Annotated in this window: 20 protein-coding genes; 13 read left to right on the top strand and 7 right to left on the bottom strand. The window is 70.3% G+C overall.

What is annotated here, in order from left to right:
- From OO69_RS30925 to OO69_RS30915, 3 genes are all read left to right on the top strand, one after another.
- A partial coding sequence (locus tag OO69_RS30925; RefSeq protein WP_199811065.1) for a WD40 repeat domain-containing protein occupies positions 1-2336 on the top strand: 2336 nt, incomplete at its 5' end.
- 140 nt (positions 2337-2476) lie between these two features.
- The gene (locus tag OO69_RS30920) at positions 2477-3262 is read left to right on the top strand and encodes a mechanosensitive ion channel family protein (protein ID WP_033284116.1); all 786 of its coding nucleotides are present in this window, start codon (positions 2477-2479) and stop codon (positions 3260-3262) included.
- Between the two features lie 45 nt (positions 3263-3307).
- Complete coding sequence (locus OO69_RS30915; protein ID WP_033284115.1) at positions 3308-3877, top strand: Uma2 family endonuclease; 570 nt, start codon at positions 3308-3310, stop codon at positions 3875-3877.
- A 232-nt stretch (positions 3878-4109) separates the two neighbouring features.
- Here OO69_RS30915 and OO69_RS30910 read toward each other — a convergent pair whose 3' ends face one another.
- Positions 4110-4427, bottom strand: coding sequence for a DUF6401 family natural product biosynthesis protein (locus OO69_RS30910; RefSeq protein WP_033284114.1), 318 nt, complete (start codon positions 4425-4427; stop codon positions 4110-4112).
- Positions 4428-4540: 113 nt separating this feature from the next.
- Here OO69_RS30910 and OO69_RS30905 point away from each other — a divergent pair, with 113 nt between their 5' ends.
- The 5 genes from OO69_RS30905 to OO69_RS30885 all read left to right on the top strand — a co-directional run bounded on the left by OO69_RS30905 (position 4541) and on the right by OO69_RS30885 (position 8868).
- Positions 4541-5398, top strand: a complete 858-nt coding sequence (locus tag OO69_RS30905) for a helix-turn-helix domain-containing protein (RefSeq protein ID WP_033284113.1) — start codon at positions 4541-4543, stop codon at positions 5396-5398.
- A 13-nt stretch (positions 5399-5411) separates the two neighbouring features.
- Complete coding sequence (locus tag OO69_RS30900) at positions 5412-5603, top strand: DUF397 domain-containing protein (protein ID WP_420707918.1); 192 nt, start codon at positions 5412-5414, stop codon at positions 5601-5603.
- 49 nt (positions 5604-5652) lie between these two features.
- Positions 5653-6996 (top strand): helix-turn-helix domain-containing protein, encoded by a 1344-nt coding sequence (locus OO69_RS30895; RefSeq protein ID WP_033284111.1) that lies wholly within the window; start codon positions 5653-5655, stop codon positions 6994-6996.
- A 145-nt stretch (positions 6997-7141) separates the two neighbouring features.
- Positions 7142-8107 (top strand): permease, encoded by a 966-nt coding sequence (locus tag OO69_RS30890; protein ID WP_106971132.1) that lies wholly within the window; start codon positions 7142-7144, stop codon positions 8105-8107.
- Positions 8104-8868 (top strand): TIGR03943 family putative permease subunit, encoded by a 765-nt coding sequence (locus OO69_RS30885; protein ID WP_033284109.1) that lies wholly within the window; start codon positions 8104-8106, stop codon positions 8866-8868. Before OO69_RS30890 ends, OO69_RS30885 begins: the two co-directional genes overlap by 4 nt.
- 12 nt (positions 8869-8880) lie before the next feature.
- On the opposite strand, the gene OO69_RS30880 is transcribed toward OO69_RS30885, so the two are convergent.
- Positions 8881-9267, bottom strand: coding sequence for a hypothetical protein (locus OO69_RS30880; protein WP_033284148.1), 387 nt, complete (start codon positions 9265-9267; stop codon positions 8881-8883).
- A gap of 32 nt (positions 9268-9299) precedes the next feature.
- Complete coding sequence (locus tag OO69_RS30875) at positions 9300-10082, bottom strand: hypothetical protein (RefSeq protein WP_033284108.1); 783 nt, start codon at positions 10080-10082, stop codon at positions 9300-9302.
- Positions 10083-10608: 526 nt separating this feature from the next.
- On the opposite strand from OO69_RS30875, the gene OO69_RS30870 reads away from it, so the two are divergent.
- From OO69_RS30870 to OO69_RS30860, 3 genes are all read left to right on the top strand, one after another.
- A complete protein-coding gene (locus OO69_RS30870) occupies positions 10609-11304 on the top strand; it encodes a type 1 glutamine amidotransferase domain-containing protein (protein WP_033284147.1) in 696 nt (231 codons plus the stop codon).
- Between the two features lie 219 nt (positions 11305-11523).
- The gene (thrS, locus tag OO69_RS30865) at positions 11524-12744 is read left to right on the top strand and encodes a threonine--tRNA ligase (RefSeq protein WP_033284107.1); all 1221 of its coding nucleotides are present in this window, start codon (positions 11524-11526) and stop codon (positions 12742-12744) included.
- Positions 12745-12856: 112 nt separating this feature from the next.
- A complete protein-coding gene (locus OO69_RS30860) occupies positions 12857-13816 on the top strand; it encodes a nucleoside hydrolase (protein ID WP_033284106.1) in 960 nt (319 codons plus the stop codon).
- 75 nt (positions 13817-13891) lie between these two features.
- On the opposite strand, the gene OO69_RS30855 is transcribed toward OO69_RS30860, so the two are convergent.
- Positions 13892-14833: an LAETG motif-containing sortase-dependent surface protein gene (locus OO69_RS30855; RefSeq protein ID WP_033284105.1), complete on the bottom strand. Its 942-nt coding sequence runs from the start codon at positions 14831-14833 to the stop codon at positions 13892-13894.
- 159 nt (positions 14834-14992) lie between these two features.
- Here OO69_RS30855 and OO69_RS30850 point away from each other — a divergent pair, with 159 nt between their 5' ends.
- Entirely contained in the window at positions 14993-16654 is a 1662-nt protein-coding gene (locus OO69_RS30850) for a glycoside hydrolase family 13 protein (protein ID WP_033284104.1), read from the top strand.
- 5 nt (positions 16655-16659) lie between these two features.
- On the opposite strand, the gene OO69_RS30845 is transcribed toward OO69_RS30850, so the two are convergent.
- Positions 16660-17388, bottom strand: a complete 729-nt coding sequence (locus tag OO69_RS30845) for a DUF4142 domain-containing protein (RefSeq protein WP_033284103.1) — start codon at positions 17386-17388, stop codon at positions 16660-16662.
- Between the two features lie 169 nt (positions 17389-17557).
- Here OO69_RS30845 and OO69_RS53605 point away from each other — a divergent pair, with 169 nt between their 5' ends.
- Positions 17558-17710 (top strand): helix-turn-helix domain-containing protein, encoded by a 153-nt coding sequence (locus tag OO69_RS53605; protein ID WP_078652634.1) that lies wholly within the window; start codon positions 17558-17560, stop codon positions 17708-17710.
- Here OO69_RS53605 and OO69_RS30840 read toward each other — a convergent pair.
- Both OO69_RS30840 and OO69_RS30835 read right to left on the bottom strand, forming a co-directional pair.
- A complete protein-coding gene (locus OO69_RS30840) occupies positions 17698-18171 on the bottom strand; it encodes a carboxymuconolactone decarboxylase family protein (protein ID WP_033284102.1) in 474 nt (157 codons plus the stop codon). The two genes, OO69_RS53605 and OO69_RS30840, sit on opposite strands and share 13 nt — an antisense overlap.
- A gap of 155 nt (positions 18172-18326) precedes the next feature.
- Positions 18327-18572: a DUF397 domain-containing protein gene (locus OO69_RS30835; RefSeq protein WP_051801292.1), complete on the bottom strand. Its 246-nt coding sequence runs from the start codon at positions 18570-18572 to the stop codon at positions 18327-18329.
- Between the last annotated feature and the right edge of the window lies 1 nt (position 18573).

Below are 18573 nucleotides of genomic sequence, written 5' to 3'. Positions count from 1 at the left end.
CTTCGTCGGCAGCGTCAGATGTGTATAAGAGACAGCCCCTGACCACCCCCGAACACGCCTTCCTCACCACCGCCCTCGCCGCCCGCGCAGCCGAACACCGCACAGCCACCCGAACAAGCAGACGCCACCGCCTCCTCACCGCCTCCCTCTCCATCGTCCTGGCCATAGCCACCCTGACAACCATCGCGGTGTGCCACGAACGGAACGACAACGAACGCCAACGCATTCAAACCGCAGCCCGCCGAGTAGCCGACGTAGCCGACGCCCTCCGCACCACCGACCCCCACACCGCCCTCCAACTAGGCGCAGCAGCCTGGCAAACAGACCACCTGCCAGAAACCCGCCACGCCCTCCTCGCCTCACTCGCCCAACCAGAGACAGACGCCTTCACCGACCCCGTACCAGGCGACAACCCCCGACGAATGCTCACCGACAACGGCCGCACCCTGCTAGGCGCATCCGGCAACACCTGGCACACCTGGAACGTCACCACCCACCGAGCCACCGCATCAGGCCGCATCCCCGACGGCACGATCACCGACACCGCCCCCTCCGGACACCTCCTCGAAGTCACGGACGCCACCGGCACGCTCCACCTCTGGAACACCACCACCCGGCACTGGACAGACACCCCCGCCCTGCCCGACACCGGCACCCCCCACTTCACCGCCGACGCCCACACCCTCCTCACCACCGAGGGCGACCACCTCCGCCTCCGCTCGGTCACCGACGGCCACATCACCTTCGACGCGCGGGCGCCAGGCGCGGACCTCACCGCCGTCAGCCCGGACGGCCGTACGGCGGCGGCCTGCGAGGCGGGCACCGTACACGTGTGGAACACGGTCAACTCCACTCAGCTGAAAGGGACTTGGCAGCAAACCCCCGTCCTCTGCGACGCCGATTCCACCTTCCTCACCCTGACCGGTGACCGCCTGGCCGCCGCCACCCGCACCGGACCACGCGTCTGGAACACCACGACCGGCCGCGAGGTGGCCGACCTCCCCGACCTCGGCGTGCAGTACGCGTCCTTCAGCCCGGACGCCACCTTCATGGCGACAGCGGACGGCTCCGAACTCCGCGTCTGGCGGCTCACGAACCCCACCCCCACCACCCCCGTCTTCCGCCACGCCCTCGACAACCAGCACCTCTACGGCGGCCTCGTCTGGGACCGCGACGGCCACACCCTGCGGTACCTGGAGAGCGGCACCGTCCACACCCTCGACCTGGGCGAGGCGGTCACCCCCGCCTGGCGCCCCACCGCCCTCGACGACGTCCGCCTCAGCCCCGACGGCACCACCTACGCCACCACCCACCGCACCGGCGACCACTACCTCTTCCGCCTCTACGACACCTCGACCGGCCGCCTCCGCCACACCTTCCCGCCCGTCCCCGTCCCCGTCTCCGCCGACCCCGCCCTCCCGACCGTCCCCGCCGACACCCTCCCCCTGATGGCCTTCGGCCCGGACGGCACCCGGTTCGCGTACGGCGTCTCGGCGCCGGGCCGCACCGCGGTGGCGCAGCCGTTCCGGGTGTGGGACGTGACGCACCGGCGGCCCCTGGCCACGCTCGACCTGCCCGGCGGAGCGGTCCTCGCGGTCACGCTCGGGCCGGACGGCGGTCACGCCCTCTACGCCGTCCGGACCCCCGCCATCGGTGAACTCGCCGACGAGACCTGGGACTTCGCGCGCGGACGCAGGACGGCGGTCCTCACCGGTGTCACCGGCAGCCACCTCGCCGTCCGCCCGGACGGCCGGGTGCTGGTCGGCGAGGGCAGGGTGGCCCGGTCGCCCTCGGGCCGTTCCAGCGGGCACGACCTCGTGCAGGGCGGCGAGATCGGCGCGCTCGCCTTCAGCCCCGACGGCTCCACGCTGGCGGTCGGCGACCAGACGGGCCGGGTCGACCTGTGGGACGGAGAACTGCGCCACCGCGACGGCATCCTGCGCAACGTCTTCCCCGCCGCGATCGGCACCCCCACCCTCGGCACCTCCCTCTTCGGCACCGCCCCGGAAGGCGTCTCGGCCGTAGCCTTCAGCCCCGACGGCCGTACCCTCGCGGTCGGCGGCGACGGCGGCAGCCTGCAACTCTGGGACGTGGCCACCCAACAGCCGCTCAGCAGCGCCCCGTTGACGACCCCGGGCGAGGCGATCACATCCCTCGCCTTCAGCCCCGACGGCACCACGGTCTACGCCGGCAGCGCCCACGTCCCGCTCCAGCGCTACGTCGTGGACCCCGCCCGGGCCCTGGCACGGATCTGCGCGCGCACCGGCAACGCGGAGCTGACCAGGGCGCAGTGGCGCACCTACGTACCGGACGCGCCGTACCGCCGTATCTGCTGAGGACGGCGGGCCGGGGCGCTGTTCACCCGTACGGCCCAGCTCACGCGGCCACGTCCGCACGGCGCTGCTCCACTGATGAGGAACGAAGAAACAAGGGGGCCGGTAGTACCCACTAGGACCCACCGAAGGAAGTGCCGCCCATGGCTGTTCCCGAAGCCACCCTCGCCATCAACTTCACCCAGGGGCTGAACGACGCCTGGTCGAAGGTCGCGCAGTTCGTGCCGAAGCTCGTCGGCTTCCTGGTCATCCTGGCCATCGGCTGGTTCGTGTCGAAGATGATCGCCCGCGTCCTGGACCGGGTGCTGCGCAAGGTCGGCTCGGAGAAACTCTCCGAACGGGCCGGTACGGAACGGTACTTGCGGGACTCCAAGTACGACATGACCGGCATCGTCTGCAAGATCGTCTACTACGCGCTGATGCTGATCACCCTCCAGCTCGCGCTCGGCGTCTTCGGCTCCAACCCGGTCAGCACGATGATCAACGGCATCGTCGCCTGGCTCCCGCGCGGCATCGTCGCGGTCGTCCTCGTGGTCGTCGCGATGGCCATCGCCAACGCGGTCCGCGGCATCGTGGGCAGCGCCCTCTCCTCCATGTCGTACGGCAAGATGCTCGCGACCATCGTCTGGGCCTGCATCATGGCGCTCGGCGTGATCGCGGCCCTCGGCCAGGCGGGCATCGCCACCTCGGTCACCCAGCCGGTCCTCTACGCGGCCCTCGCGACCGCCGCCGGCATCCTGATCGTCGGCGTCGGCGGCGGCATGATCACCCCGATGCGCCAGCGCATGGAACGCATGCTGATGGCGGCGGAACGCGAGACCACCAACGCGAAGGGCAGCCTCACGGCCTACCAGTCGGGCCGCCAGGACGCGATGACGAACCAGCCGGTGCGGGAGCGGACGGACCTGCCGGGGTCGTCGGACATGTGACGGGACGGCTACGCTCGGTCGTACTGCCCGGAAGGAGACGGCGGTATGACCGAGCAGGCTTTTTACCAGCGGCTGCGTGAGCTGCGCGAGCACTACACGCCGCCGCCGGGTGTCACGCACCCGGAGATCAGCGGCGGAGCGTTCCTCATGACGATGAGCCCCTGCCGTCGGCACCAGATCACGACCGCGGATCTACGTGATCAACTCGCCTCGCAGGTTCCGGACGGTGTCGGTGTCCTGGAGGCCGCCGACATCGGTGATGACGTCCTCGGCAAGCTGCGCGTTCCCGACCTCGTCGTCACCAACGGCGGGGCCGTGCCCTTGCTGGCCATCGAGATCGTCTCCCCGTCGACCGCCGGCACCGACTACGACGCCAAGGGCCACGACTACCCGGCCATGGGCATCCCCCGCTACCTGATCGTCGACCCGCGCGACGGCACGTGGACGTACCAGTGGCAGATCGGTGGGCGCGAGGGGCGCCCGGCGTACGAGAACCGGCTGCACCTGCCCTACGGCAGCACGGTCGCCGTGGCTACCGACCTGGGCACCTGGAAGCTCGACACGAGCGGGCTGCCGCTCTACTCGCGCAAGGACATGATGCTTCCGCCCGAGTGAGACACCGGCGGGCGGTCCGCCGCCTTGGCCGGGCTTGCCGCGGCCGCTCCGATCAGGGCGGCGACGGCGATGACGGCGGCGCAGAATCCTCTGACGTAACGCGCGGACATACCTACCTCGCAACGACAGTGACAGCGACGAATTAAACACGCTTAATGCGTGCCTAACTTAGAGGGTCCGGGTGCGCAACGGGAAGGGCTTCAGGGCGAGTTGAGTCACCGGAAACCCTTTTTCAGTCACCGTGGCGCTGCTCGGGGAGCAGTCCGTGCCGGTGCACCAGCCAGCTGATGGCGGTCAGCCTGCACACCGCGTAGTCGTGGCCGACCGGCTCCCGCCAGTCCAGCTCCGCGAGCGCGTCCAGGAAGCCGAGCGCGTAGTCCGTGAGGTCGGCGTGGTCCGGGGGCGGGGGCGTCAGATCCGGGCCCCCGGCCGCGAGCCGTTCACGCAGTTCAGCCACGTGCTGATCTACGGCGGCCACGAAGGCGGGCTCGAACGCGAACTCCGCGAAGCGCGGCGCGTACGAGTCGCTGATCTTGGCCAAAGGGGACATTTCTCCACCGTACGTTACGGACGTTATGGAGAGTTCGTGATTCTCATCACCTGGGCGGGGTCAAGTAGTTACTCTCGGCGACAGGCCGGTAACTACTCGGAGGTGACTGTCGCATGGTCCACGTTCGCCAACTCGACCCGAGCGCATCCCCGTTGGACTACTTCGGTTATGAATGCCGTCGTTTGAGGGAGGCGGCGGGTCTCACGCTGGAGGGCCTCGGCAAGATCCTCTTCTGCACCGGCTCGCTCATCGGACAGATCGAGACGGCGCAGAAGGTCCCGACCCGGAACTTCGCCGAACGCCTCGACGCCGCGTTCATGACGGACGGGTCCTTCACCCGCATGATCGGCATGGTCCTGCGGAGCCAACTCCCCAACTGGTTCCAGGCGTTCGCGGAGATGGAGGGCAAGGCCGCGTACATCTCCACGTATCAGTGCCAGGTGATCTACGGCCTTCTCCAGACGCCGGAGTACGCGGGCGCGCTGGTGGCCGTCGAAGCGCCGGACCGCGTCGAGGAGTTGGTCGCGGCGCGCATGGAACGGCAACGCATCCTGGACAAGGAGCAGCCGCCCGCCGTGTGGGTCGTCCTCGACGAGGCCGTGCTGTACCGCGAGGTCGGCGGCCGTGAGGTCATGCGCAAGCAACTGGCCCGCCTGGTGAGCTTTCGCTACAACCCCTGGGTGAACATTCAGGTGATCCCGTTCTCTGTCGGCGTGCACACCGGGTTGTTGGGTTCCTTCACCCTTCTGCGCTTCGACGACGACCCCGACATCCACTACTCCGAGGGCTATGACCAGGGGCACATGACCGCCAACCCAGACGTCATCAAGGAGCGTTCGGTTGGCTATGCTCGCTTGCAGGCCTGCGCCCTCTCGGTGGAGGACTCGGCCAACCTGATCGCGCGCGTGATGGAGGAACGTTATGGGGACCGGCCGACAGACGTGGCGGAAGTCGAGCTACAGCAGCACTAACGGCGGCGAGTGTGTGGAGTGCGCCCCCCTCGGCACGGTCGCGTGGCGTAAGTCGTCCTTCAGCGGAAGCAACGGCGGCGATTGTGTCGAGGTCGCCGCCGGTGCCCCCTGCGTCGCGATCCGTGACTCCAAGAACCCCGGCGGAGCCGTTGTCACCATCAACCGCGCCCACTTCGAGGACTTCATCAACTCACTCTCGATGTAACTGAGTTACCAGCCAGTCTGTAACTCGGCTTACTGGCATCATTAACCGCATGGTGAGACGGGACGACCCGGAAGTCATCGGGCGCAGGGTCCAGCAGTTGCGGCACGAACGCGGGCTCACCCAGCGGCAGTTGGCCGAGCCCGCCTACACGCCCGCGTACATCTCCACGCTTGAGGCCGGCCGGGTCCGCCCCTCCGACGATGCGTTGCGCCACCTCGCCGAGCGACTCGGCGTCGCCTACGAGGAGTTGGCGACCGGCCGCCCCGCCCACCTCGCCACCGAGCTCCGCCTGCGCCTCACCGAGGCCCAACGCACCCTGGCGACAGGGGAGTCGGAGGAGGCCACCGAGCAGTACGCCGACCTCCTGGAGGAAGCGGTGTCGCTCGGGCTGGCGGACGAGGAGGCGGTGGCGCTGCTGGGACTCGGCGAATGCGGCCTGGACACCGGCGACTTGACCGCCGCCCGCGAGTACTTCGAGCGCGCCGAGCAACGCCTGGCCGACGAACCGCTCCCGTCCCGCGTCCCGGCGATCCGGGGCCGAGCGGTCGCCCACTACCTCACCGGTGAACTCCGTTACGCCGTCTACCTGTTGGAGTCGACGCTCGACGAGCTGAACAGGGGCGGCCTGCACGACCCCGACGCCCTGCTGCTGCTCTACGCGAGCGCGATAGGCCCGTACATGGACATGGGCGCGCACGCGAGGGCGGCCCAGGCGGCGGAGTTGGCGCTGGCACTCGCGCCGCAGGTGGCGGACCCGGCGCTGCTCGCGCGCATGCACAGGTCGGTGGCGCGGACGCTGATAGCGGAGGGCAAGGTCGCGGAAGCGGACGCCTCCCTCGCCAAGGCGGCCGATCTGTACCGCCAGCTCCAGTTCCGTACCGAACTCGCCAACTGCCACTGGATGCGCGGCTACGTCTACGCCCAGGACGGCGAACTGGAGCGCGCCGAGGTCGAGTTGAGACAGGCGCTGGCGATGCTGACGGCGAAGCGCGCGGCGCTGTACAGCAGTCAGGTCGCCGTAGAGCTGGCCGACGTACTCCACAAACGCGGCAAGTCCGACGAGGCCGCCGCCCTCCTCCACGACGTCCTCAGCGACCTCAGCTCCGAACGCGGCGCCCTGCACTCCGCCGCCGCCCACCGCCTCCTCGGCATCATCGCCGAGGACTCCCGGGACACGGACGCGGCCGAGGAGCACTACGTCCGCGCCCTCAGCCTGCTGGAACGCGCGGGCGCCGCCGGCGACCTGGCCGACCTGTGCCGCATGCTCGGCGACCTGCTCCGCCGCACCGGCCGGGTGGAGGCGGCCCTCGACGCCTACCGCACCGGCCTCGGCCACCGCACCGCCCCCGGCACGACGACCCTGGGCCCGGCCCCCGCACAGCCTCCTCTTTGACAAATCGGGGATACCGCACAGCGCCGACGGTTACCGTGCGACGGACGAGTCGTAGCCGTAGTGGTGTGAAACGGGATGAGACAGGCGCGTGCGGGTGCAGAACGAACGGACCGTGGTCGACGGCCTGCGCCTGGCCGTACGCGCCATGGTCTACGCGGTCCTCGGCGGCGCGGCGCTGATCGCGATCGCGACGGTCGTCTCGGTCCTCGGCCCGATGGTCGCGATCGACCTCTACACCCCCGCCGTAGCGGCCTGGTGGACGGTCTTCACGGCGGTCGCCGTCCAGGGCGTCCCGTTCCTGCTGCTGGGCACGGTGGTGTCGGCGGCGATCGGAGCGTTCGTCCCTGAGCGGGTGTTCACCCGCCTCCTCCCGCGCAACCAGGCCCTGGCGGTCCCGATCGCGGGCGCGGCCGGGGCGGTACTCCCCGGCTGTGAATGCGCATCGGTACCGGTGGCGAGCAGCCTGATGAGACGGGGCGTGGCTCCGGCGGCGGCGCTCGCGTTCCTGCTCTCGGCCCCGGCGATCAACCCGGTCGTCCTGGTAGCCACATCGATCGCGTTCCCGAACCAGCCGAAGATGGTGCTGGCCCGCCTGGTCGCGTCGCTGGCGACGGCGGTGGTGATGGGCTGGCTGTGGGCGAGATTCGGCAAGGAGGAATGGCTACGCCTCCCCAAGCGCGCGCAGACGACCTCCTCCTCCCCCTCCCCGACGGGCGTGAAGGCCTTCGTGGCAGGTCTGCAGCACGACTTCCTCCACGCCGGCGGCTTCCTGGTCCTGGGCGCGGCAGCGGCGGCCACCTTCAACATCGCCGTACCGCGCTCGATCCTGGACATCTTCACGGGTTCGTCCTGGCTGTCGCTCCTGCTACTGGCCCTGCTGGCAGTGGTGTTGTGCGTATGCAGCGAGGCGGACGCGTTCGTGGCGGCCTCGCTGAGCGGCTTCTCCCCGGCGGCGAAACTGGCGTTCATGGTGGTGGGCCCGATGGTCGACCTGAAGCTGATCGCCCTCCAGGCAGGCACGTTCGGCCGCGCCTTCGCCTTCCGTTTCTCCTCGACGACGTGGCTGGTCGCGGTGGCCAGCAGCACGCTGGTGGGTTGGTGGTTGTTGTGAGGCGCTACGGCTCGGCGGTCCTGCTGCTGCTGATGGGCGGAGCGGTCCTACGCATCTCCCTCTTCAGCGAGCTGTATCTCCGGTATGTGCAGCCGGCGTTGAGGCCGTACCTGGTGGTGTCCGGGGTGCTGCTGATCCTGCTGGGTCTGGCAGCGGCGGTGAGGGGAATGCGGCAGAGGGAGCACGAGGAGGAGGCCGAGGAAGAGGAGGGGGAGGGGGAGGAGCACGCCCACGACCACTCCCACGCGCACTCCCACGGCGGCCCCCGCATCGCCTGGCTGCTGACGCTCCCCGCCCTGGCGCTCCTGCTGTTCCCACCCCCCGCACTGGGCTCATACAGCGCGTCACGCGAGGAGGCACAGCGTGCGGCGCAGGGCGTGGGCACGTTCCCCGCCCTCCCGGCCGGAAAGGTGCTGGACATCTCGGTCGCCCAGTACAGCTCCCGCGCGATCTACGACACCGGCCACTCCCTCAAGGGCCGCACCCTCCGCCTGACCGGCTTCGTCACCCACGGCTCCAACGGCACCTGGTACCTCACCCGCCTCCTCGTCACCTGCTGCGCGGCCGACGCGACGATCAGCAAGGTCGAGATCCGGGGCGACGAAGTGGACGGCGCACCGCAGACGGACAGTTGGGTCACGGCCACGGGCACGTGGATCCCGAAGGGCAAGCTCGGCACGGACGCCGCCTGGCCGCCGATCCTCAAGGCGACGGTCGTCAAGCAGGTGAAGGAACCGGCGGATCCGTACGACAAGCGGTGACGCCGGCCCGGTTCAGGAGGCTCGCTTGTCCTCGATGTGGATGATGTGGAGTTCGGTGCCGTCCCGATGGCGCTTGGCACGTCCGAGCAGTCCGACGGCGATCTCCGACTGATCGCCGGGCTCGTCGGGACCGACGTAGGTGAGGACGTCGTTGTGGTGGCCGGTCACGACCCATCCCTCGACGTCTTCGAGGTCGATCAGTCCGAAGTCCCCGGCCGAGGATCCGGCGTGCACCGGGCCGAACTTCTTCAGGAGCTCGGTGGCCTGTTCGGCGAGCTCCCCTTCCGGGGCGGGCAGCACGACACACGTGCCGTGCTCGAACAGCACCCACGACTTGCGGGGGTCGGCGAGGAGCCGCTGCCAGACGTCTATGAGTATCTCGGTGTCCACGGCGGTCATCTTGCCGCAGAGCACTGACACAGCTCCGGTTCCTAGATCTGCACGCGCCCCTGCTTCTGCACATCCGTGAGTCGCTGCGCCCCGGTCTCCAGCGTCCGCTGCGTCGCGTCCACGGGGACGTTCCCCAGGCCGCCGTTCGTGACGGTGATGGTGTCGTCGCCGATGCGGACGGCGGCGGTGTCGAGGGTGAGGGTGGACTGGTCGCCCTCGGGGGTGGTGCCGGTGAGGGTGAGGTGGAGGCCTTCGCGGGCGTCGCCGACGTTGGGGAGGGTGGCCTCGGTGACCGTCACGGTCTGGGTGCCGGAGCGGGTGGTCGTCGCCGTGAAGTTCGCGCACTTCTGGGGGAGGGTGCGGAGCCAGTCCAGGGTGCGGTTCACGTCCTTGGGGGCGAACGCGGCCACCTGGTAACGGAGTTGGGCCTCGTCGTCGGTGTCGTCCAGGGTGGTCACCGCCTGGGTGGTGGCGGGGGTGCCGAGGAGTTCGTCGGCGTAGAGGGCGTCCAGGAGGCGCTGGCAGTCGGGCACGGCCGTCTTCGCCTTGAGGAGGGAGTCCCGCCAGGTCGCCGTGCCCTGGGTCGGGGTCCAGGGGGCGCCGAGGTCCGCGTCCGTGATCAGGGCGGACTGGGCCTGGGCGGGGGTGAGGACGGGGGCGGCGGCCGGGGAGGCATGGGCGGCGGGGGTCGTCCGCACGGCCGACGGGGAGGGCGCGGTCGTCACCTCGTGCAGGATGGCCTCGTTCGCACAGCCGGCCACGGTCAGCGGGGTGCCCGCGGCGAGTATCGCGGCGAGGAGGACACGGGCCGGGGTACGGGTCATCGGGGGTCCCTCCTGGGGCACGGGATGCGTTCCCCCAACGGCACCACCGCCCGCGCCCGCTCACCAGCGCGCCGGGCCGTCCGGGTGAGTACCGGTGCTCCGGTCGTGGGTCGGGTGCGGGCCCGGTGGGGGCTGGTCGCGCAGTTCCCCGCGCCCCTTAAAAGCAGGGCGTCAACCCTTAGACCAACTCAAGCGCCTACCCCCAGGGGCGCGAGGAACTGCGCGCCTAGCCCCCACCAGGCCGCACCCGAAATCCGCAGGAGGGCCTGACGCTCAAGTCGCCCCAAGCGCCAACCCCCTAGGGGCGCGGGGAACTGCGCGCCCAGCCCCCACCGGCCCGCACCCGAAATCCGCAGGAGGGCCTGACGTTCAAGTCGCCCCAAGCGTCACCCCCCTAGGGGCGCGGGGAACTGCGCGCCCAGCCCCCACCGGGCCGCACCCATTCGAACCCTCATTGGCCGACCCTCCCCACCCCGCCTACTGTCGAAGGCACCTCACCGATCCCACGCCACCCCCGGAGCCCCCCATGTCGAAGATCCTCTTCGTGCTGACCGCCGCCGACCACCTCACCCTCGCCGACGGCACCCCCCACCCCACCGGATATTGGGCCGAGGAGGTCGTCACCCCGTACGAGGCGTTCAAGGCGGCCGGCCACGAGATCGTCGTCGCCACGCCCGGCGGCGTCGTACCGCCGGTAGACCGCGGCAGCCTCGCCCCCGACTTCAACGGCGGCCAGGAGAACGCCGACCGAGTCGCGGGCATCCTCACCTCGGCCCCCGAGTTCCAGCACCCCGTCAAGCTCACCGAGACCGACCTCGCCGACTACGCCGCCGTCTACTACCCCGGCGGCCACGGCCCGATGGAAGACCTCGCCGTCGACGCGGACTCCGGCCACCTCCTCACCCAGACCCTCGCCTCCGGCAAACCCCTCGGCGTCGTCTGCCACGGCTCGGCCGCCCTCCTCACGGCGACCAAGGACGACGGTACGAACGCCTTCGCCGGCCGCCGCCTCACCGGGTTCACCAACGCCGAGGAGACCCAGGGCGGCCTCGCCGAAAAGGTGAAGTGGCTGCTCCAGGACCGCCTCGTGGAACTCGGCGCCGACTTCCAGGAGGGCGAGCCCTGGGCCCCGTACGTCGTGGTCGACGGCAACCTCGTCACCGGCCAGAACCCGGCGTCCTCCGCCCCCGTCGCCGACGAACTCCTCAAGCAGCTCGGCTGATCGGTCGCGGCTGATTAATTCCGTCGCGGACACCGTCGTACGACTGCTACGGTCCGCCCCATGAAGCGCGCCAAGCCGTTCCCGTCCTCCTGGACGACGACGCCGGACCCTGTCCCGGCGCGCTGACTGCTGACTCAAGTCGAAGCCCCGGGGCGAGTGCCCCGGGGCTTTGTCGTCGCCGGATTCCTCGCCCCACCCCCTGCAGCGAGGAGCCCCGCCATGTACGACCACCGCCGCCTCGGCCGCGAACTCGACCTCTTCGACACCGACCCCCTGATGGGCGCGGGCCTCCCGTACTGGCTCCCCGACGGCGCGACCGTACGGCACGAACTGGAGGAGTACGTAAGGGAGTTGGAGCGCGCCGAAGGCTACCGGCACGTGTACTCGCCCGTCCTCGGCAAGCGCGAGCTGTACGAGATCTCCGGGCACTGGTCGCACTACAGCGACGACATGTTCCCGCCGATGAAACTGGGCGCGGAAGAGGTCGTACTGCGGCCCAGCCTCTGCCCGCACCACGCCCTCATCTACCGTTCCCGCGCCCACAGCTACCGCGAACTACCCCTCCGCATCGCCGAGTTGGGCGCCATGTACCGCTCCGAACTCTCCGGCGTCCTCGGCGGCCTGACCCGCGTCCGCGCCATCCAGCTCAACGACGCCCACATCTTCTGCACCCTGGACCAGGCCGCGGACGAGGCCCGAGCCGCCCTCGCCCTCATCACCCGCGCCTACGCCGACCTCGGCATCCGCGCCTCCCGCATCCGCCTCTCGCTGCCGGGGGAAGGCGGCAAGTACGTTGCGGATCCGGCCCTTTGGCAGCGGGCCACCGCCCTGCTCCGCGAGGTCCTCGACGACTCCGGCATCCCCTACGAGTCCGCCGAGGGCGAAGCCGCCTTCTACGGCCCGAAGATCGACGTCCAGATCGCCGACCCGGCAGGCCGCGAGGCCACCCTCTCCACCGTCCAGATCGACTTCCACCAGCCCGAACGCTTCGACCTGCACTACATCGGCCCCGACGGCGCGAAACACCGCCCGGTGATGGTCCATCGCAGCGTCATCGGAAGCGTGGAACGGGCCGTGGCGCACCTGCTGGAGGAGCACGGCGGGGCGTTTCCGGCGTGGCTGGCGCCCGTGCAGCTGGTCGTGCTGCCGGTGTCGGACGCGCAGGCGGGACCGGCGTACGACCTCCTCCGCCAAGCCGAACTACTCGGCCTGCGCGCCGAGTTGGCCGCCCCCGACCAGGGCAGCCTCGGTGCCCGTGTCCGAGCCGCACGCCTCGTCCCGTACCAAGCAGTGATCGGCGAACGCGAAGCCGCCGACGACCTGGTCGCCGTACGACTGCGGGACGGGCGGCGGATCGAGCCGCTGGCGCCCGCCGAGCTCCTGCACCACATCGGCGCCCGGGTCGAGGCGCGCGGCACCGCGCTGTGGGCGGATGCGTAAGGTCACCCTTGAACGGCCTTGATCCACCCCGATCCACCCCGATCGAACCCGACCCACCCCGATTCCCCTGATCCGCCTTGATCCGCCGAACCGTTCCCGAGAGGAGCCTGACGTGACCGGTCAGCCCATCCCCGTGATCATCGACTGCGACACGGGGGTCGACGACGCCCTGGCGCTGCTCTTCGCCGTCCGCCACCCGGGCCTCGACCTGCGCGCGGTCACCTGCGTCGCCGGGAACACCGATGTCGACCAGGTCGTACGGAACACGCTGATCGTCCTGGACCACGCGGGCGCCGGTGACATCCCGGTGGCGCGCGGTGCGGCCCGGCCGCTGATCGAACCGGCGCGTTCGGCCGCGCACGTCCACGGGCAGGACGGCATGGGGGACATGGGGCTGCCCGACTCCACGCGTACTCCGGTCGACGTGGACGCGGTGACCCTGCTGCGCCGCGAGATCCTGGCCTCCCCCCGCCCGGTCACCCTCATCCCGACCGCGCCGCTGACGAACATCGCGCTGTTGCTGCGTACGTTCCCGGAGGTCACCGACAACATCGAGCGGATCGTGTTCATGGGCGGCGCGGTGGCGGTCGGGAACGCCACGCCGGTCGCGGAGTTCAACGTGTGGCACGACCCGGAGGCGGCCGCGATCCTGCTCACCGCCGGGGTGCCGATCACGATGTACGGGCTGGACGTCTTCGAGCGGGTGCAGGTTCCGGCCGCCGATGTGCGGCGGCTGCGGGAGAGTTCGGAGCCCCGGCTGAAGCTCGCCGGTGACCTGCTCGCCCACCGTGACCCGGCCGCGTCCGGCGACCCCACCCCCACCGGCGGCCTCGGCGACGCGGGCGCGGTCTGCGCGGTCGCCGACCCGGGCGGTCTCACCACCCGGCTCCTCCCCGTCGAGGTCTCCCTCGCCCCGGGGCCGGGCCGAGGACAGACGATCGTCGACCGGCGCGCGCGTCACGGCGAGTCCGAGATCCATGACGGCGCGCGTGAACAGGCCCTGGTGGACGTGGGGTTGGACGTGGATGTGGAGCGGTACGTGAAGCTGTGGCTGGAGACGGTCGAGGCGTAGAGCGGTAGGACGGCAGACGCCGGGCCGGGAACTTGTCCCTGCCCGGCGCCTCAACTACCGCCTGTCGAGCGGAGGCTACGAGTGCGAAGCCCGCCGACGACGCGTGGCGACCACGATCGCCGCGCCGCCCGCGAGGAGTGCCGCCGCGCCGCCGACGATCGCGCCGGTGTTGCTGCCGCCGCCGGTCTCCGCGAGGTCGCCGCCACCGCCGCCGTTGGGTGAGGGCGCCGCCGGAGGAGTGCTCGACTCGGAGTCGGACGGGGTCGGGGTGGCGGACTCCGGGGTCGACTCGGACGCGCTCGGGGTCGGGGTCGAGGAGTCCGAGGCGGGCGGGGTGGACTCCGGGGCCGAGGGCGGGACCGACGCGGGGGTGGACGGGGTCGGGGACGGGGACTCGGTGGTCGTGCAGTCCTTCGTGCCGCCGTTCCAGGCCGCGATCAGCTTGTCCTTGATGACCGTGTGGTCGGGGCCCTTGGGCAGGTCGCCGTGGACGAGGCCGTCGCCGGCGGCGGGGTTGCCGTCGAACTTGACCGCGCCGCGGTAGAGGTCGATCTGCGCGAAGCAGCCCTCGTCCGGCACCGCGATGTCGAGCGAGTCGGTCTGGCCCTTCTTCACGGTCACCGTGTCGAAGTCGACGAAGACCTGCTGGCCGGAGGTGGCGAAGGTCGGGCCGTGGGCGATGTACGAGGCGAGCGAGGCGGTGCAGGTGGACGCGTCACCGGCGGTGCGGACCTTGATGTGGATCTTGCCGTCGTCGGTGGGCTTCAGGTTCTGGTCGTCGACCTTGACGGAGGGGAAGAAGTCCGTGCCGTTCAGCGAGAACTGGCAGCCCTCGGTCTCGGTGACCGTGCCGGCGCCGGAGCCGGGCCGGTAGTGGCCACCGGACTCCCAGCCGTCACCGCCACCGCCGTGGGCATAGGCGCCGGAGGCGGCGCCGACGGAGGCCGCGGCGAGGGCGAGGGAGGCGGCGCCCGTCCCCAACAGGCGACGCACAGTGACACGACTCGCTATGGACATACTTATCCCATCTTGGCCTGACAAGGAGTGGAGGAGCTGAGCAGCGAAGGAAACACCGGGCCCATTGGTCACATGCGCCACAGCGTGTGCACATCGTGGGTCTACCGGAAGTTGACTGTCAACTTCCGTCAGCGCAGCGGGAATTCATAAGGAGACCACGTGACCGACCTGTCCTCCCGTGACCCGGACTGGTGGCGTCAAGCCGTCGTCTACCAGGTCTATCCGCGCAGTTTCGCCGATGCAGACGGTGACGGACTCGGGGACCTCCAGGGCATCACCCAGCGCCTCGGTCATCTCGCCGCGCTCGGCGTCGACGCGCTCTGGCTCAGCCCGTTCTACCCGTCCGAACTCGCCGACGGCGGCTACGACGTCGCCGACTACCGTGACGTGGACCCGCGCCTGGGCACGCTCGACGACTTCGACGCGATGGTCGCCGAGGCGCACCGGCTCGGCGTGAAGGTCATGGTCGACATCGTGCCCAACCACACGTCCCGGCTGCACAGTTGGTTCCAGGAGGCGCTCGCCGCCGCGCCCGGTTCCGCGGCCCGCGACCGTTACGTCTTCCGGGACGGACGCGGCGAGGACGGTCAACTCCCGCCCACCGACTGGCCGTCGGTCTTCGGCGGCAGCGCGTGGCGGCAACTCCCCGACGGACAGTGGTACTTGCACCTCTTCACTCCCGAACAGCCAGACCTGAACTGGGACAACGAGGAGGTCCGCGAGGACTTCCGCACCACGCTCCGCTTCTGGTCGGACCGGGGCGTCGACGGCTTCCGCGTCGACGTGGCCCACGCCCTGGCCAAGGACCTCGCCGAACCGCTCCGTGACGTGGGCCCCATCGCGGCGAACTCCGAGGACGTCCTCGACTCGATCCCGCCCGGCAGCCACCCCTACTACGACCGCGACGCGGTCCACGCGATCTACCGCGACTGGCGGCGTACGGTCCTCGACACCTACACCCCGCCCCGCATGGCGGTCGCCGAGGCCTGGGTACCGGCCGCCCGCCGCGCCCTGTACGCCCGCCCGGACGAACTCGGCCAGGCCTTCAACTTCGAGTACCTGGAGGCTGGTTGGGACGCGGAGGAGCTGCGTGAGGTGATCACCGGTTCGCTCGCGACGGCCCGCGCGGCGGGCGCCTCGGCGACCTGGGTCCTCTCCAACCACGACGTCGTACGACACGCCTCGCGCTTGATGCTGCCCCCGGGCACGGACCCGAACACCTGGCTCCTGTCGAACGGCCACACACCACCGGTCGACACGGCGGCGGGTCTGCGCCGGGCCCGCGCCGCGACGTTGCTGATGCTGGCGCTGCCCGGTTCGTCGTACGTCTACCAGGGTGAGGAACTCGGTCTGCCCGAGGTCGCCGACCTGCCCGTCGAGGTCCTCCAGGACCCGATCTGGGAACAGCAGGGCCACACCCACAAGGGCCGCGACGGCTGCCGGGTACCGATCCCCTGGACGTCGACCGGTCCGTCGTACGGCTTCGGGGCGGGGCCCGCGTGGCTGCCGCAGCCGGCGAGCTTCGCGTCGTACGCCGTCGAGGCACAGGACGGGACCGAGGGCTCGACGCTGGAGCTCTACCGCACCGCGCTCCGCCTGCGCCGCAAGCTGCTCGCCGGGGAGGAGCTGGCCTGGGCCCCGGACAGTCCGCCCGGGGTGCTGCACTTCGCGCGCTCCGACGGCTGGCGGTGTGTCACCAACCTGTCGGACGTGCCGGTCGCCCTGCCGCCGGGGGAGGTGCTGCTGAGCAGCGAACCGGCGGCGGGGGACGGGCAGTTGGGACGGTTGGCGCCTGACACGACCGTGTGGCTGGGGTTGTAGCGGGTTCACCCCACGGTCGGGGTCTGGCTGGTGCTGGGTGATGCCTCGCCCGGGAGGACCGGCGGCTGGGTGGTGCTGTTCACCGGCGGGGTGAGCACCACCTCCGGCTGGCCCGCGGGGGGCGGCGGCGGGGTCAGGTCCACGGCGGGCAACTTCGGCGGAGTCGTCTCCTGGAACAGAACCTGGCTGAAGTTGACCAGTCCGGTGTCCTCCATCACCGTGATGTGGTCCAGAACCGTCGCGTTGGCCTGGTTGGCCAGGACCCGCACCAGGGTGTTCTCGGTCGTTCCGCGGATCTTCGCGATGGTGGCGAAGATCGAACCGTGCGTCACCCGCAGGATGTTGGCGAAGTCCGTGTCGAACTGCTTGCCGCTGTCCCCGTTCAGGGTGTTGATGAACCCCTGCTGCTGCGGGCTGGGCTGGTTCGGGATCGTGATGTTGAGCATGGGGGCGATCTTGCGGACGGTGGAGTCCAGCGCCGCGTGCCCGTCGATCAGGTGCTTGCTCGCGGTGATGACCGCCGGGCTCGCCCCCTTCTTCAGTCCCATCTGGCCGACGGGGTACTCCCACAGCCCTGCCGCACGCACCTTGACCACGAAGTCGCGGTCGGCCTCGGTCAGCGGCCCCCACTGCGTGTTGGCGATCACGCGAGCGGGAGCGCTGGAGACCGTGGTCACGCCCAGCATTGCCGGATAGGCCAGGGCGACGAGGGTCAGGCTGAGGGCACCGCCCACAACCATCGTTCCCGTCGCGTTCCGCGAAAAGCGCACCGTACCTCCTGTGTCGTGGACCGCCCGTCGGCGGTACGGACAGTCAGAAGTACGGATCCGGGAAGCGCGCGAAGTCTTTGGTTTTGGTAAAGCCCGAGTGGGGCGCGTCACAAGTGACGGGGGGTGACTCCGGTTGCCGGGGCGTCAACTCCGGGCGCGGGCCCGAGTCCTGGGTCTCCACCCCGACCCGGTGGACTACCGCCTGGCCCGCGTCGCCGAGCTGACGGGTCTGGACCCCGGCACACTCCGGGACGCGGCCCTGGCGGGCTCGTGTCAGGCGAACTGACCGGGCTGGTAGTCGCCGGCGGGCATCGTGAGCATGACGTTCATCCGGTTGAAGCTGTTGATGAGGGCGATCAGCGAGACGAGCGCCATGAGCTGTTCCTCGTCGTAGTGCTTGGCGGCGTTCGCCCACACGTCGTCCGACACCCCGCCGGCCGAGTCCGCGATCCGGGTCCCCTCCTCGGCCAGCTCCAGCGCGGCGCGCTCGGCATCGCTGAACACGGTCGCCTCCCGCCAGGCGGCGACGAGGTTGAGCCGCACCGCCGTCTCACCCGCGGCGGCCGCGTCCTTGCTGTGCATGTCGGTGCAGAACCCGCACCCGTTGATCTGGCTCGCCCGCAGCTTGACCAGCTCCTGCGTGGCCCCGGGCAGTGACGAGTCGTCGATGACCTTGCCCGCGGCGATGAAGTGCTTCAGCGCCTTACCGGCGACCGGACTGCCGAAGGGGTTCAGTCGAGCACCCATGGTGGGCTCCTCTGTTCTGTCGTGGCTGGTGGTTACACAGCACTGACGGAACGGGGGGCCGTGAATGTGACAGGGGCTGAATGTGACCTGGGTCTCGGGGCGAGGAGTTCTCCTTTACGGTTCGCTCGCCGAGCCGGCCCCGGCTCGTCTGTTGTTCAGACGTGGGCGACACGTATGTGACCCAGCAGCGAGCGAAGTCCCTCCGGGTTTGTGGAGAGGGACCGGGCGGGGTTGTCGCTCTCGCGGAGGTGGATCACGCCGGGGAGGGCGGCGACCTCGACGCAGTCGTCCCCGTCGCCGCCTCCGGAGAAGGAGGACTTCTGCCAGCCGATTTCCACGCAGGCGTTGCCGTCGCCGCTACCGGAGAAGGAGGATTTCTGCCAGCGTATGGAGTCGGTCATG

Source organism: Streptomyces sp. NRRL F-525 (assembly GCF_000716605.1).
Taxonomy (GTDB): domain Bacteria; phylum Actinomycetota; class Actinomycetes; order Streptomycetales; family Streptomycetaceae; genus Streptomyces.
The sequence above is the reverse complement of the archived record's forward strand: the minus strand, read 5'-3'. Positions and strand labels throughout refer to the sequence as shown.